We start from the raw sequence: 13,699 nt of genomic DNA, 5'->3' as shown, positions 1-13,699 counted from the left end.
TTATAGATTGGCGTCTACGCAATCAATATTGGCGTTTGCCCACATGCTCAATGCAGCCACGCACTATTCAATTGACTACCCTGACCTGTCGCTGGTCCTTGCCTTGGTGCGCGGCGGCACCCTGGCGCGGGCTGCGGCATTATTGCGGGTGGATGTGTCCACGGTGTTTCGCGCGGTGCGGCGGCTGGAGGCGGCGCTGGGCCAGACGCTGTTTGAAAAAAGCCGCGCCGGCTACTTGCCCACCAGCCTGGCCAGCAACCTGGCACAACAGGCGGAACGCGCCGAACAGGCCCTGGAAGCGGCGCGTATGGGGGTGGAGCAGGGCGCAGAAGTGATCAGCGGCACGGTGCGCCTGACCTGCACCGATTCGGTACTGCAAGGCGTGTTGCTGCCAGCCCTGGCGCAGTTCATGCCGCACTACCCGGCGCTGACCCTCGAGCTGAGCACGTCGAATGATTTCGCCAACCTCAGCCGTCGCGATGCCGATATCGCCCTGCGCCTGACCCGCACGCCGCCGGAGCATCTGGTTGGCCGTTGCCTCGGGCGTGTGGCCTATCAGGTCTGCGCCAGCCCGGATTTCGCCCGTCAGCACCAGGGACGCGCGTTGGCAGACCTGCCCTGGATCGGCCCGGATGATTTCCTGCCCGACCACCCCACGGTCGTCTGGCGCCGCGAGCACCTGCCCGGCGTGCGCCTCAGTTATCGCTGCAACAGCCTGTTGTCGGTGACTGAACTAGTGCGCGCGGGGCTGGGTGTGGCGGCGTTGCCGGACTTTCTCTTGGAGGCTGGCCTGCAACCGCTGGGCCCCACGTTGGCGGGGCACGACACGGCATTGTGGTTGCTCACGCGCCCCGATTGCCGGGCGTTGCGTTCAGTGGTGACGCTGTTCGATGAATTGGGCCGGCATGTGCACATGAATGTGGGAGCTGGCTTGCCTGCGATAGCGTTGTGTCAGCCACAGAAATAATTGGCTGGTCCAGCGCTATCGCAGGCAAGCCAGCTCCCACAGGTCATCGTGGTGCATTTTCAGTCTGTGCAAGACCGGGTCAGCTGCCGCCCCGCTCGTTGGCAAACGCACTGACCGCCTGCACGGCCTCGCTGGTGCCTTCGCGAATCTGCAGGATCGCTGCGCCCGCACGGTTGGCCAGGTCGACACCCAGCGCCGCACGGTCGCGGGTGCCGTCCATGCTGTGGATGGCCTGACGGGTTTCATCCTGGATCATCGCGATCATGCTGGAAATTTCCGCCGTCGAACCGCTGGTGCGCGCCGCCAGTTGCCGTACTTCGTCCGCCACCACAGCGAACCCGCGGCCTTGTTCGCCGGCACGCGCGGCCTCGATGGCGGCATTGAGTGCCAGCAGGTTGGTCTGGTCGGCAATGCCGCGGATGGTGTTGACGATGGTGGTGATCTGCTGCGAACGCTCGCCCAGCTTGGCGATCAGTTGCGAGGAACCGTCGATGTCGGCGGCAATATCGCGCATGCCGCTGGCCGTTTGCTGGATCACCTCGGCGCCTTTTTCGGCGATGTCCCGGGTGTTCAGAGAAATGTGATACGCCTGGGCGGCACTGGCGGCGTCGGCGCTATGTTGTTGCACCATGGCGGTGACGTCAGAAGCGAACTTGACCACTTTGCACAGGCGCCCGCTGGCGTCGTAGACCGGGTTGTAGTTGGCTTCGAGCCACACGGTCTGGCCGTGTTTATCCACGCGTTCGAACTGGCCGCTGAACAATTCACCCTGGTTCAGGCGCTGCCAGAAATCGCTGTAGGCCGAGCTGTTGGCCACCTCGGCGGTGCAGAACAGGCGGTGATGCTGGCCCTGGATCTGTGCAAGGCTGTAACCCATGCGCTGCAGAAAGTTTGCGTTGGCGGTGATGATGGTGCCGTCGAGGTTGAACTCGATCACCGCCATGGCACGGCCTATGGCTTCCAGTTTGGCATTGGCTTCGCTTTCGGCCTGCAGGCGTGGGGTGACGTCCATCGCGTACTTCACCACCTTGATTACTTGGCCCGTGTCATCACGCACCGGGTTGTAGCTGGCTTCCAGCCACACCGACTGGCCATCGCCGGCCACTCGTTCAAAGGTGCCGGACTGGAACTGGCCATTGCGCAGGTTCGACCACAGTTGACTATACTGCGCGCTGCGGGCGAACGCTGGGGTGCAGAACATCCGATGGGGCTGGCCTTCGACCTGCTCGGCGCGGTAGCCCATGGTCTGGAGGAAGTTGGCGTTGGCCCGCAGCACGGTGCCGGACAAGTCGAATTCGATCACCGCCATGGAGCGCTCGATGGCGTCCAGCAGGCTGGCCTGTTGCGCGACAGTGTGTTGCAGGGTGTTGACGGTTTTTTTATGGGCGGTGAATAGCATATTCGATGCTCGGGCAAGCTGCCTTCTGGGGTTTCCGTGGGTATGCGCCTGCCCCCGTAAGGTATCCGCCATACGGTTGACGTGCTCATTGTCAGCTTCCTTGGACTGACAGAGGGGGGTGGAACAACGGGTTCAGAGTGATCAGCCTGACAAGAAGTTCGCCCAAGAGGCAGGTCCTTTTTTGGATAGGCGACCAGTGGTGGCACTTTGATTTTAATTTGCTGCAGAGTTGGCAATTTTGCCAGGTCGATGGGCGATCGGTGCGGCCGAGGGCGCTGAGCGCGCCTGGGCATTAATGAGCGCGGGCAGGGGTGATTTCGTAGCCGGCCAGGAACAGGTCGATGGCTGACTCGATCACGCTGGCCTGGCTGGCGGCGTCGAGCACCGGCTGGCCCAGGGTAATCTGTGGCCAGAAGGCAAAGGCCTTGAGCAGGCTTTGTATCTGGTGCGCGGCAAAGGCCGGGTCGGCGCAGCTGAGCCGACCGTCTTCCTGCGCGGCGCGGACCCATAGGGTAAAGCCTTCTTCGCGCTGGCTCAGGCGGCTGACCATGTCTTGTGCGCGTTCGGGCGAATGAATGGTGGCGGCGATGGCGACCCGGGCCAGGTCAAGAAAGTTGGCATCCGCCATCATCTGCATCTTCGCTACCAGCAAACCGCGCAGTTGTTCGCGCAGTGGCCGGTCGCTGGCGTAGGTGACGTCGAGTTGCGCTACGCTGCTGGCCCAGAGTTGATGGAGGATTTCGGCGAACAGCTCTTCCTTGCTGGCGAAGTGGTTGTACACCGTGCGCTTGGAAACGCCGGCAGTGGCGGCGATCTTGTCCATGCTGGTGACCTCGAAACCGTTTTCGCGAAACTCGGCGATGGCCGCTGCCACGATGGCTTCGCGTTTGCGGTCGGTGAGGCGTTGAGGGGCAATCATGGATGGCGCTCGGCTCTTCAAGGAAATTACACTCGGTAGTTTACTTGCTGCGGATTTTGTTGCAATCTTGAAACTACACTGTGCAGTGTAATTTATGAGCGATCCGTAGGAGTTACCCGGTAATGGCCACGATCTCGTCCCGTGTTGATGCTTCGCCAGCGGCGCCCAAGCAGGCCCAGGGGCACTTCAACAACGATGCACCCGTGCCGCAGGGTGGCTTCGGCAAGACCTTGCGTATTTTCTGGAACATGCTGTTCAACAAGCCGCGCAGCACGCGACCGGTGGGGCAGATTCCGGTGCAGGCGCTGACCCGCGAGCAGTTACTGGCGGCACCGGATCACAGCGTGTTTCGCCTCGGGCATTCCACCGTCTTGCTGAAAATGCGCGGCAAGTTCTGGCTGACCGACCCGGTGTTCGCCGAGCGTGCGTCACCGTTCAGTTGGGCCGGCCCCAAGCGTTTCCATCAGCCGCCGATCAGTCTTGAGGCGTTGCCACCGTTGGAAGCGGTGATCCTTTCCCACAACCACTACGACCATCTTGACCGTACGGCGGTGGTCCAATTGGCCGAAAAAACCTGCTATTTCCTTGCGCCGCTGGGTGTCGGCGATCTCCTGGTGAAGTGGGGCGTGGCGGCCGACAAAGTGCGCCAGCTGGACTGGTGGCAGGGTACCGAGGTGGAGGGCATTCGCTTTGTCGCCACACCCGCGCAACATTTTTCCGGGCGTGGCCTGTTTGATGCGAACCAGACCCTCTGGTGTTCCTGGGTGATGATCGATGGCGCCCGGCGGATTTTCTTCAGCGGCGATACCGGCTACTTCGACGGCTTCAAGCGCATCGGCGAACAGTACGGTCCGTTTGATCTGACCCTGCTGGAAACAGGTGCTTACAACGTCGATTGGCCCCACGTGCACATGCAACCGGAGCAAACCCTGCAAGCCCATATCGACCTCAAGGGGCGCTGGTTGCTGCCGATTCACAACGGCACCTTCGACCTCGCGTTCCATGCCTGGCATGAGCCGTTCGATCGCATCATGGCCCTGGCCTGGGAGCGCAACGTGTCGATCACCACACCGCCGATGGGGCAGGCGTTCAGTCTGACCCAACCTGAACGCGGGCATGCGTGGTGGCTGGAGGTGGAAACCCAAGGCGCACAGGAACACCTCGCCAACTGACGGAAGCGGCGTCGGAAAAACGGCGTCGGAAAAAGGAGTTTTCAAGCTGTTTCAGAGCTGCGACAGGCGCCAGGCAAGGGTGCGATGATCCCCCGGAAAATCATTTGGCGGGGGCGGGTTTGTATGGAGAGTAAATGCAGTAAATATTGGCAGGCAGGACTGCCTTGTCCCACGGGCGGACCTGCGTCTGTACTTGCCGAACTGTCAGATGCGGCAACCGCGTCCAGCAACCCTGCGAGCGCCATGGCTATCGCGTTTGGCGTTGATCCGCCTGGCAAGCCGGGGGCGAGCGTCCCGATCCCTGGATACGATGCGCCGGGGCTTGCCCTGAAACCCCTGCGCGACCCGTCGCTGTCACTGATTGCCTTGAGTGGTGTCGATCCGTCAGGCCCGGTGATGGTGGAAGTCCCCCTGGTTCAAAACAACACGACCTTTACCGCGACTCACGCGATGCGCGGCAGGCGCGTGGGTTTTGCCGAGCGTTTTGTGGATGCCGAGGAACAGGGGCTGATCGAACATGACCCGTCCTTCCTGAGCGCGCTGGATATCCTGCGCCGAGCCGGGGCCGAGCTGGTACCGGTGCATGCACATCGGTCCAATCACAACTGGCATGCCCGCAATGAAATCGATGAGCTGGTGCGTGCATATCGATTGGACGCCTTGGTGTCCGACAGCCGCAGCGATGCCTTCCATGGGCCTGCGGGCGTGACTATCCGGGAATAGGCGAGCCACTTGAGGAGGGCGCGACGCTGTGGTTCTACGGCGCGCGATGGGCGAAAGATTGGCTGGCAAGCCTGGTGCAGGCCTATCGAAGCGTTCACCGGTTTACCGACCTACAGCAGGAGCCACCCGCTGCGTTGAACTATCCCACACCGTGAATCGCCCGTGTCGCGCAGCCTGACGGGAGAGGAGTTTTTAGACTGGCCCACGGATCGACGTCGGTCCTTCGTCATTTCTGACTCTTCAAGAGGTCTTATGTTAGGTATCGCATACGGAATGGGCTCCCTGGTCCGGCAAGTTGTACAGTCCTTCACTGAAGACTACTCCCCCATTACTTCAAAGCCCGTCCCCGCAGGTACCGAGTACCTCAGTGTCAAAGCGCTGGGTGCGCAAATGTCCAGGCCGGGCGGGCTCACCTCGGCGGACCTGGTCACTTGCCTGCAGGAGCGAATCAGCAGCGTGGACCCGAGACTGGGCTCCGTTATTGAACTGAACCCTGAGGCACTTGAAACGGCCCGTGAGTTGGATCGCGAGCGAGCCAGCGGCAACGTGCGCGGGCCATTGCATGGCATTCCCATCCTGCTCAAGGACACCATTGAAACTACCGGCATGCAGACCAGCGCAGGCGCGTTCGGGCTGATAGGCGCACCTGCCGGCAAGAACGCCCCGTTGGTTGACTACCTGATCCGGCAGGGCGCGGTGATCCTGGGCAAAACCAATATGACCGAACTCGCAGGGTTTCGCGGTGGTCCCGCTGGCTGGAGCAGCCGGGGCGGGCAAACCCTTAACCCGCATCAACCACAGGCCGATGTCGGAGGTTCCAGTTCCGGTTCTGCCGCAGCAGTGGCTGCAGGGCTGGCGCCCCTGGCGGTGGGGGCGGAGACCAGTGGTTCGATCATCGTGCCCGCAGCGCGCAACGGCGTTGTTGGTCTCAAACCCAGCGTCGGCCTGCTGGACCGCAACGGGATGATTCCGGCGAGCCAACGGCAGGACACTCCAGGGCCGATGGCGCGCTCGGTATTCGATGTGGCGCTGATGCTCAATGCCATGTCGGGCAGCGACCCTCAGGATCCGGCGAGCGTGGGGGCGCCCCAAGGCATCGATTACACCGCGTTACTGGTTCCCGGCGCCTTGAAAGGCAAGCGTATTGGCTATCCTGCGACGTTTTCGAAAAACGGCGAATCTCTGTCGGTGGAGAATAGTCCGCAGTTCAGCCGGACACTTGAGGTACTGCGTGAGCAGGGTGCGATTTTGGTGCCGGTCAACTTGCGCATGGCCGATGATTCACGCTACGGCGAGTTGCTGTTCTCGGATGTGAAAGAGGAATTGAATGGTTACCTGGGCAAGCGACCAGGGTTGCCGGTCAAGTCACTGACCGAACTGATCGAGTTCAACGAAGAGCGTGATGGCAACGCGGAGGATCATCAACCGCTACTCAAGGAGATCAGCGCCTCTACACTGACGCCGGAGCAGCGCAAGCCACTTTGGGACACGCTCATCGAGGATTTCCGCAGCTCCATCGATGACCCGATCCAGTCGGAAAACCTTGACGCCATGGTGTCCGATTTCGAGACCAACAGTTACTTTGCCGTCGCAGCGGCGGGTTACCCGGGGATTTCAGTACCTTCCGGGAGGGATGAGGATGGCGTACCGACCAGTGCCTACTTCTTCGGGAGCCGTTGGTCCGAACCCACCTTGCTGGCGGTGGCCCATGGGTATGAAGAGGCAGCCCAGGTAGCGATCAAGCCTGCGCTTTGACGTACGGTTTACACTTAAGCCATGACTTACAGAATCCACATCCTCGGTGCCGCGGGCGCGGGTACGACAACCTTGGGCAAAGCGCTGGCCGAGCGCCTGGACGTCGCCTGTTTCGATTCGGACGACTTCTATTGGCAGCACACTGCAACGCCTTTTACCGTGCCACGCGCCAAGGATGAACGGATTCACTTGCTGCAGGAAAAGACCTCCGGCCGCGAAGGCTGGGTGCTGTCCGGTTCACTGTGTGGTTGGGGTGACCCCATGATCCCGCTTTTCACCCATGCAGTGTTCCTGCGCCTGGACCTTGAAGTACGCCTGCACCGCCTGCGTCTGCGGGAAATTCAGCGTTACGGCGATGAAGTCCTCCCAGGCGGCAACCGGTATGAAAACAGCATTGCCTTTCTGGCCTGGGCTGCGCGCTACGACGGCGGCAACCACAGCCTACGCAGCCTTCGCAGGCACGAAACCTGGTTGAAAACGCTGACCTGCCCGGTGATACGGCTGGACTCTACGCACCATTCGGTTGAGGGGTTGGTGAGTCAGTTGTGGGGGAAAATCAGTGATTAATGCGGGGGAGTTGGTCAAGCAAACAGCACTTCAATACGTCCTTGAACACGACAAGCGGGAGCTGCACTTATAACGATTTGCACATCACGACCTAATAGCGACAAGCACTCAAGCATCTTGGCCTCACTGATGCCTCTGAACTTTCCTCGAAGCATCTCGGAAACCTTGGGTTGCGATAAGCCAAGGATCATCGAAGCCTGAGACTGGGTGAGATTGCGTGTTTTGAGAATTTCACCGATCTTTGCTGCGAGCTGTGCCTTGACCTGCATTTCGCTGGCGTCAGGCTGGCCAATATCCTCATAGACATTGCCGCTGCTTGCTTCGATTTCAATCGCCTTGCGATGCTTTTGCATGATCCTGCGCCGCCTTGAGTCGCTGTTTGATCAGTTGTATATCGTGCTGCGTTGTTGCAATGCCTTTTGTCGACTTCTTCTGAAAGCAGTGAAGGACGTAGACAGCGGAGCCAAACCGAACGGTGTACACCCCTCGATAAGTGCTGCCATCGAAATCCTCCACGATCTCCAAAACCGCATTACCACCAAACCCTTTCAGCGCCTTGGCCTGGGGGTGCCTGCTACCCTCCTGAGCAAGGTGCAGCGCGAAGCCAAATACGTCTTGAACGGAACAGGGCATTAATTGCAGATCTTTTTGCTTGCGCCCACCCACAGGAGTGGCTTCCATGGACTCATCGGAGAATATACCTAAATAGGGATAAGTGTGAACGCAGTTTGAAAATTTACTCTACCGTCTGATACGCCAATTGCGTGGATGACTCGGGCAATGCTCCTTTCACACTCATCCCCCACCCCGGCGCAAACCCCGGGAAAAACACCAGCCCTTCGGCCTCCAACCGAAAGGCCAATGCCAAGCGGGTTTCATCGCCCACGTCGCGTTGGCTTTCAAACTGTTGAACCGCCTCCACCGCCACGCCTGCCTGGATGGCCAGGTCTTCCCGGCTCCAGCCCAGCATCGCGCGGGCTTGCACGCTGTGCTTGGCGGTGAATTGATGCAGGACGATCTGCTGTTCTACGAAAGAGCTCATTGCCAGAGAGGACATGGTTTTCTCCAGGATTCGACGGGAAGGGCTAACTATACTGTGTTTTTGTACAGTTGTTTTGACCGCTCATCAACTGGTTTTTTAAGGGTGGGGCGTTGGCCCGTTTCCCAACGAAGGAGCCGAGAATTCCAAGCCTCCTGCCGCTGACTGACACTATTGCACCCCCGGCACCTCTCGAATGATCAGGTGGTCCAGATTCTCGATATTCGCACTGAATACCCCAAACGTCTGGTCGGGGTTTTTCTTGCTGGGCACCTGTTTCAGCTCCGGCGTCACCCCGTAAAAGAAGCAATACAGCGCCCGCTCACTGTCCACTGCGGCCTTGATCTGCTCCAGGAACGCCTTGCGCTTGCGGTAGTTCTCGATGAGTTTCTTGCTCAGGTAGACGTTGACCGAGTAGGGCTTTTTGTCGAGCCACACCTTTTTTTCGAAATCGATGCGAAAGCTGCTGGTGTAGTCCTTGATCTCTTTGATCTTGCCCCAGTAGATCAGGCCTTTGTTGTCTTGCAGGTATTCGATCTTTTTGAAAAACGTCCAGTAGGTCGCGGTGTGTTCGCCGATCTTCAACGGCATGCGCTTGAGCTTGTCCTTGTCGTCGATGTTGGACACAAAACATTCCACCGGGTGGGCGAAGACGCTGGTTTTGTCTGGCGTGCTGTCGTTGCTGTTGTGGGATGTGGCGGTACGGTTTGAAGGTGCTTTCGCTGGGGCCTGCGGGACGCTTGCGTCGGCGCCGGTCAGTGACGGTTTGCGCGGGTACTGCCGGCGGGTCAATACCCATTCCGATGGGAAATTTTCCTCGCGATCGTCGTCATTTTCACCGGTCGCGGTCTTATGGGTGCTGGCGTAGCGGCAACCGTCGATATGCCGGGTCGTGGTCTTGTTCTTGAAGTGCGGCGTGCGCAGGTAATTGACGTTTTTTGCATTGAACGTGCCCAGCGCGTTGCCTGTATCGAACGCGGCGCGGCATGCATCGTTGGGGCAGAGAAAGCTGTCCTGATCGGAATCGAAATCGACGGTTTCGTCGAAATTCAGCTCGCGTACATCGTAGATCGACAGCTTGTCATCGAGACTCAGGCTGTAGGCCGTGTCGAATTTCATGGGCTCGGGTCCGTGAGATATATAGCTGGATAGTACGCAAATATCAGCAGTTACGAAGCTCCCACATTAGAGCAGTGGTGCTGGTGGGGTTGGGTTCGCAGCCACACGCCGCCCACTCACGAAACACAGGCTACCGCCGATTGCAGTCAACGCCCCCAGTGCATAGAACATGCTGGCCGGTGCCGCATTGATCAGCAAATAACCACAAATCACCGGGCTCAGCGCCCCGCCGAACGCCGCCAGGTTCTGCGCGCCGTAGTAACTGCCGCGCAGCGCGTCCGGGGCGATGGTGTCGATGAACAGGAATTCGCAGGGGTAGATGATCATCTCGCCCAAGGTGAACACGAACATCGCCACGCACCAACCGAGCAGGCTGTCGGCCAGGCTGAAACCGACCAGCCCGGCGATGAACAATAAGGTGCCCAGCACGATCCAGTAGCGCAGTTGCTCACGCTTGAGAAAACGGCCGACCTGGTACTGCATCACAATCACGGTGATGGCGTTGCAGGCCAGCACCGCAGACAGAATCTTCAATGCCTCGGCGGGCTTGTAGGCCACCAGCAGGAACTGTGACAGATAAAGCGTATAGCGCCCATGGACAATGGTGCTCAACAGGCTGCCGCTGGTAAACAGGATCAGCGTGCGGTCGCTGCGCAAGGTGTGCAGGGTCGTGAGGAAACTCAAGGGCTTGTGGCTGTCATCGCGCTGGGTGGGCGGGATGCCGATCATCAGGAACACGCTGGTGAAGGCAATCGCGCTGGCGATCAGAAACGGCGCCAACTGCATATGCCCGGCAATCACCACACCCACCATCGGACCGGTGGCGTAACCGACGTTGGTCAAGGTGTAGCGCAGGGAAAAGACCTTGGCGCGCTCACCCACCGGCAGGTTTTCGCTGATGATGGCCTTGGAACCGATCAGGAACAGCGCCGACGCGGCTTCGGTGATCACCAGGGTCAGGGTGGTGAGGTAAAGGTCGCTGGCAAAGGTCAGCAACAGAAAACCGATGGCGCTGGAGAGCATGGCCAGGATCAGCAGCTTGCGTTTTTCCAGGCGATCAATGATGTAGCCGCCGTACAGGCCGAGTAAGGTCGCGATAAACACCGCGATGCCCATCAGCAGGCCGATGTCCTGCTGGTTGAGGCCCAGGCGAGTGCTCAGCAGCAAGGCCAGCAACGGGCTGGTCATGGCGCGGCTGACCACGATGGTCACCGAGCAAATCATCAGGCGGCGGATTACCAGGGAGTAGGTGGCCACGGTGGGGCGAGCGTCCTTGTCATTTGTCCAGGGCCACACAGATCACATGTGGGCACAGATTAAATGTGAACACAGATCCAATGTGGGAGGGGGCTTGCCCCCGATGAGGGCATGCCAGCAAAAGCATGTGTATCTGACCCACCGCAATCGGAGGCAAGCCCCCTCCCACATTCAGATTGTATTACTGGCCGGCATTGATGCTGATTTTTTCGACGGCACCTTGCTCCAGATCCCATTTCTTCAGGATCTTGCCATAGGTCCCATCCTCAATCATGCCCTGCAACGCCTCACTGATTGCCGTGACCAATTCAGTATTGCTCTTCTCGATCCCAAGCCCGGTGAACTGCTTGGAAATCGCCAACCCCACCGGCCTGTACTTGCCCTTGTCCAGCGACATCAAATAAGGAATCGTCTCGCTGCCCTGCATCGCCGCATCCAGCCGGTTCTGCTGCAACTGCGCCCGCGCATCCGCCGAGCCTTCGGTGCCGATCACCACGATCGCCGGCTTACCCGCCGCTTCGCAGTGTTCTTTACTCCATGCGGTAATTTCCGACGGCCAGGTCGTACGACGGCTGGTGCCGACTTTTTTACCGCACAGGTCAGTCAGTTCCTTGATCTCTTCGCGCTTGGCCAAGGTGTACAACTGCGGGCCGCTGGTGAAGTAGTCGATAAAGGTCACCGACTTCTGGCGCTCGGCGGTGTCGGTCATGCCCGACAGCACAATGTCCACACGCTTGGTGGTCAGGCCGCTGAGCATCTGCTCGAAGCCGGTTTCCTGCCACTTGATCTTCACGCCCAGGCGCTCGGCCAAGGCGTTGCCCAGGTCATAGTCAAAACCGGTGAGCGTGTTGGTGGCCGGGTCCTTGAAATCCATCGGCGGGTAGTTCGGCACGATGGCCGCGCTGATCTCGCCCTTGTCCTTGATGGCTTGCGGCAAGGCGGCGAACACGCAACTGGACGCCATCAGGCCGGCGAGCAAGGTGGGGATAAACAGTGTTTTCATGGGGGCGTTCTCGTTAGTTTTTTAGTTAAGTGCGAACGGCAGAAATAAAGCTTTGGGTACGCGGGTTTTGTGGGCTTATTAGAATGTCTTCGGGGCTGCCGGCTTCCACAATCTGGCCGGCATCCATAAACACCATGCGGTTGGAGACTTCGCGGGCAAAGCCCAACTCATGGGTGACCACGATCATGGTCATGCCGGTGCTGGCCAAATCGCGCATCACCGACAGCACTTCGCCTACCAGCTCCGGGTCGAGGGCTGACGTGGGTTCGTCGAATAACATCAGCTTGGGGCGCATCGCCAACGCGCGGGCAATCGCCACACGCTGCTGCTGGCCGCCAGACAACTCCACCGGGTAGGCATTGCGCTTGTCCGCCAGGCCCACGCGGGCCAGCAGCTCCAGCGCATCTTCGATGGCCTCTTTGGGCGAGCGCTTGAGCACCTGGCACGGGCCTTCGATGATGTTTTGCAGCACGGTCATGTGCGGGAACAAATTGAAACGCTGGAACACCATGCCGGTGGCCAGGCGCTGGCGGGCGATCTGCACTTCATTCATCTCGTGCAGCTTGTTGCCGACCACCCGGTAACCCACCAGTTCGCCGTCGACCCACAGGCCGCCCTTGTCGATTTTTTCCAGCTGGTTGACGCACCGCAGCAGGGTGCTTTTGCCCGAGCCGGACGGGCCGATGATGCACATCACTTCGCCTTGCTCGACCTCGATATTGATGTCGCGCAGCGCGTGATACTGGTCGTAATACTTGTTCAGGTTGACGGCCTTGACGATGCTTCTCATGGGGCAAATCTCCTCAACCCAGACTTACGAACGCTTGCCGGCGCCGCGGGCAAAACGACGCTCGAGGCGGCTTTGACCAAATGAAAGAACCGTCACCACCGCCAGGTACCAGATGCCCGCCACCATCAGCAGCTCCATGACCCGCGCGTTGGCGTAGTAAATGTTTTGCGCGTTGTGCAGCAGCTCCGAGTACTGGATCACGCTGGCCAGGCTGGTCATTTTCACCATGCTGATGAACTCGTTGCCTACCGGCGGAATGATCACGCGCATGGCCTGCGGCAGAATGATCCTACGCAGCGCCTGCAGGCTCGGCATACCGATCGACTTGGCGGCTTCGTACTGGCCGGTGTCCACCGACAACAGCCCGGCGCGCACCACCTCGGCGGTGTACGCGCCCTGGTTGATACTCAGCCCGAGCAGGGCGGCCACGAACGGCGTCATCAGGTCGACGGTGTCGATGCTGAACACGCCCGGAATCGCGATCACCGGGAAGATCAACGCCAGGTTGAACCACAGCAGCAACTGCAAAATCAGCGGCGTGCCGCGAAACAGCCAGGTGTAGGTGATGGCCACATAGCGCAGAATCGGGTTGGCCGACATGCGCATGATCGCCGTGATCACCCCGATCACCACGCCCAGCGCCATCGCCAGGATCGACATGATGATGGTATTGGCCAGACCCCACAGGATCGCCTCGGACGTGAGGAACTGGCCGATGTAGGACCATTCGATCTGGCCATTGGCAAACGCACGCAACAGCGCCGCCAACGCAATCACAATCAACGTGGCAAAGAACATCCGCCCGTAATACCGCCGCGGCACATGCTCGTACTGGGTGATATCGAACTGGTTCTCGGACAGCTTGCGCTCTATCTCCAAGCGCTCGGCCGGGGTTTGGTTCATGGTGATTCTCCGAAACTATTAACGCTCTAACGGGTGTACGCGGTGCAAATGTGGGAGCTGGCTTGCCTGCGAAGAGGCCGGCCCAG

General features: G+C 59.7%; 15 protein-coding genes. 5 read left to right on the top strand and 10 right to left on the bottom strand.

Annotated elements, in window-relative coordinates; all coding sequences use genetic code 11:
• Positions 1 to 43: 43 nt before the first annotated feature.
• Entirely contained in the window at positions 44 to 967 is a 924-nt protein-coding gene (locus KVG91_RS06465) for a LysR family transcriptional regulator (RefSeq protein WP_169377860.1), read from the top strand.
• 79 nt (positions 968 to 1,046) lie between these two features.
• Here KVG91_RS06465 and KVG91_RS06460 read toward each other — a convergent pair whose 3' ends face one another.
• Together KVG91_RS06460 and KVG91_RS06455 are read right to left on the bottom strand one after the other, a co-directional pair.
• Positions 1,047 to 2,366 carry a methyl-accepting chemotaxis protein gene (locus KVG91_RS06460; protein WP_169377859.1) on the bottom strand — a complete coding sequence of 440 codons (1,320 nt, stop codon included), beginning with the start codon at positions 2,364 to 2,366 and terminating at the stop codon, positions 1,047 to 1,049.
• Between the two features lie 292 nt (positions 2,367 to 2,658).
• Entirely contained in the window at positions 2,659 to 3,285 is a 627-nt protein-coding gene (locus KVG91_RS06455; protein WP_169377858.1) for a TetR/AcrR family transcriptional regulator, read from the bottom strand.
• A 122-nt stretch (positions 3,286 to 3,407) separates the two neighbouring features.
• On the opposite strand from KVG91_RS06455, the gene KVG91_RS06450 reads away from it, so the two are divergent.
• The 4 genes from KVG91_RS06450 (at position 3,408) to KVG91_RS06435 (ending at position 7,502) form a co-directional block, all read left to right on the top strand.
• Positions 3,408 to 4,457 carry an MBL fold metallo-hydrolase gene (locus tag KVG91_RS06450; RefSeq protein WP_169377857.1) on the top strand — a complete coding sequence of 350 codons (1,050 nt, stop codon included), beginning with the start codon at positions 3,408 to 3,410 and terminating at the stop codon, positions 4,455 to 4,457.
• Between the two features lie 243 nt (positions 4,458 to 4,700).
• The gene (locus tag KVG91_RS06445) at positions 4,701 to 5,180 is read left to right on the top strand and encodes a hypothetical protein (protein WP_225926953.1); all 480 of its coding nucleotides are present in this window, start codon (positions 4,701 to 4,703) and stop codon (positions 5,178 to 5,180) included.
• Between the two features lie 252 nt (positions 5,181 to 5,432).
• Complete coding sequence (locus KVG91_RS06440; protein ID WP_169377856.1) at positions 5,433 to 6,935, top strand: amidase family protein; 1,503 nt, start codon at positions 5,433 to 5,435, stop codon at positions 6,933 to 6,935.
• Between the two features lie 21 nt (positions 6,936 to 6,956).
• Positions 6,957 to 7,502, top strand: a complete 546-nt coding sequence (locus KVG91_RS06435; protein ID WP_169377855.1) for an AAA family ATPase — start codon at positions 6,957 to 6,959, stop codon at positions 7,500 to 7,502.
• Between the two features lie 14 nt (positions 7,503 to 7,516).
• Here KVG91_RS06435 and KVG91_RS06430 read toward each other — a convergent pair whose 3' ends face one another.
• From KVG91_RS06430 to KVG91_RS06395, 8 genes are all read right to left on the bottom strand, one after another.
• A complete protein-coding gene (locus KVG91_RS06430) occupies positions 7,517 to 7,855 on the bottom strand; it encodes a helix-turn-helix domain-containing protein (protein ID WP_169377854.1) in 339 nt (112 codons plus the stop codon).
• A complete protein-coding gene (locus KVG91_RS06425; RefSeq protein ID WP_169377853.1) occupies positions 7,830 to 8,183 on the bottom strand; it encodes a type II toxin-antitoxin system RelE/ParE family toxin in 354 nt (117 codons plus the stop codon). Before KVG91_RS06425 ends, KVG91_RS06430 begins: the two co-directional genes overlap by 26 nt.
• A gap of 55 nt (positions 8,184 to 8,238) precedes the next feature.
• Positions 8,239 to 8,559 (bottom strand): helix-turn-helix domain-containing protein, encoded by a 321-nt coding sequence (locus KVG91_RS06420; protein WP_169377852.1) that lies wholly within the window; start codon positions 8,557 to 8,559, stop codon positions 8,239 to 8,241.
• Between the two features lie 153 nt (positions 8,560 to 8,712).
• A complete protein-coding gene (locus tag KVG91_RS06415; protein ID WP_169377851.1) occupies positions 8,713 to 9,660 on the bottom strand; it encodes a hypothetical protein in 948 nt (315 codons plus the stop codon).
• A 66-nt stretch (positions 9,661 to 9,726) separates the two neighbouring features.
• Positions 9,727 to 10,917 carry an MFS transporter gene (locus KVG91_RS06410; protein WP_169377850.1) on the bottom strand — a complete coding sequence of 397 codons (1,191 nt, stop codon included), beginning with the start codon at positions 10,915 to 10,917 and terminating at the stop codon, positions 9,727 to 9,729.
• A gap of 181 nt (positions 10,918 to 11,098) precedes the next feature.
• Entirely contained in the window at positions 11,099 to 11,920 is an 822-nt protein-coding gene (locus KVG91_RS06405) for an ABC transporter substrate-binding protein (protein ID WP_169377849.1), read from the bottom strand.
• 25 nt (positions 11,921 to 11,945) lie between these two features.
• A complete protein-coding gene (locus KVG91_RS06400; protein ID WP_169377848.1) occupies positions 11,946 to 12,710 on the bottom strand; it encodes an amino acid ABC transporter ATP-binding protein in 765 nt (254 codons plus the stop codon).
• Between the two features lie 24 nt (positions 12,711 to 12,734).
• A complete protein-coding gene (locus KVG91_RS06395; RefSeq protein ID WP_169377847.1) occupies positions 12,735 to 13,613 on the bottom strand; it encodes an amino acid ABC transporter permease in 879 nt (292 codons plus the stop codon).
• Between the last annotated feature and the right edge of the window lie 86 nt (positions 13,614 to 13,699).

It is taken from the genome of Pseudomonas azadiae, assembly GCF_019145355.1.
GTDB lineage: Bacteria > Pseudomonadota > Gammaproteobacteria > Pseudomonadales > Pseudomonadaceae > Aquipseudomonas > Aquipseudomonas azadiae.
This window is presented reverse-complemented; position numbering and strand designations above follow the sequence as displayed.

Coding starts and splice junctions, on each gene's coding strand:
- KVG91_RS06450 (WP_169377857.1), top strand. CDS start 3,408: ATGGCCACGATCTCGTCCCGTGTTGATGCTTCGCCAGCGGCGCCCAAG.
- KVG91_RS06460 (WP_169377859.1), bottom strand. CDS start 2,366: ATGCTATTCACCGCCCATAAAAAAACCGTCAACACCCTGCAACACACT.
- KVG91_RS06465 (WP_169377860.1), top strand. CDS start 44: ATGCTCAATGCAGCCACGCACTATTCAATTGACTACCCTGACCTGTCG.
- KVG91_RS06420 (WP_169377852.1), bottom strand. CDS start 8,559: ATGTCCTCTCTGGCAATGAGCTCTTTCGTAGAACAGCAGATCGTCCTG.
- KVG91_RS06440 (WP_169377856.1), top strand. CDS start 5,433: ATGTTAGGTATCGCATACGGAATGGGCTCCCTGGTCCGGCAAGTTGTA.
- KVG91_RS06395 (WP_169377847.1), bottom strand. CDS start 13,613: ATGAACCAAACCCCGGCCGAGCGCTTGGAGATAGAGCGCAAGCTGTCC.
- KVG91_RS06400 (WP_169377848.1), bottom strand. CDS start 12,710: ATGAGAAGCATCGTCAAGGCCGTCAACCTGAACAAGTATTACGACCAG.
- KVG91_RS06455 (WP_169377858.1), bottom strand. CDS start 3,285: ATGATTGCCCCTCAACGCCTCACCGACCGCAAACGCGAAGCCATCGTG.
- KVG91_RS06435 (WP_169377855.1), top strand. CDS start 6,957: ATGACTTACAGAATCCACATCCTCGGTGCCGCGGGCGCGGGTACGACA.
- KVG91_RS06430 (WP_169377854.1), bottom strand. CDS start 7,855: ATGCAAAAGCATCGCAAGGCGATTGAAATCGAAGCAAGCAGCGGCAAT.
- KVG91_RS06445 (WP_225926953.1), top strand. CDS start 4,701: ATGGCTATCGCGTTTGGCGTTGATCCGCCTGGCAAGCCGGGGGCGAGC.
- KVG91_RS06405 (WP_169377849.1), bottom strand. CDS start 11,920: ATGAAAACACTGTTTATCCCCACCTTGCTCGCCGGCCTGATGGCGTCC.
- KVG91_RS06425 (WP_169377853.1), bottom strand. CDS start 8,183: ATGGAAGCCACTCCTGTGGGTGGGCGCAAGCAAAAAGATCTGCAATTA.
- KVG91_RS06415 (WP_169377851.1), bottom strand. CDS start 9,660: ATGAAATTCGACACGGCCTACAGCCTGAGTCTCGATGACAAGCTGTCG.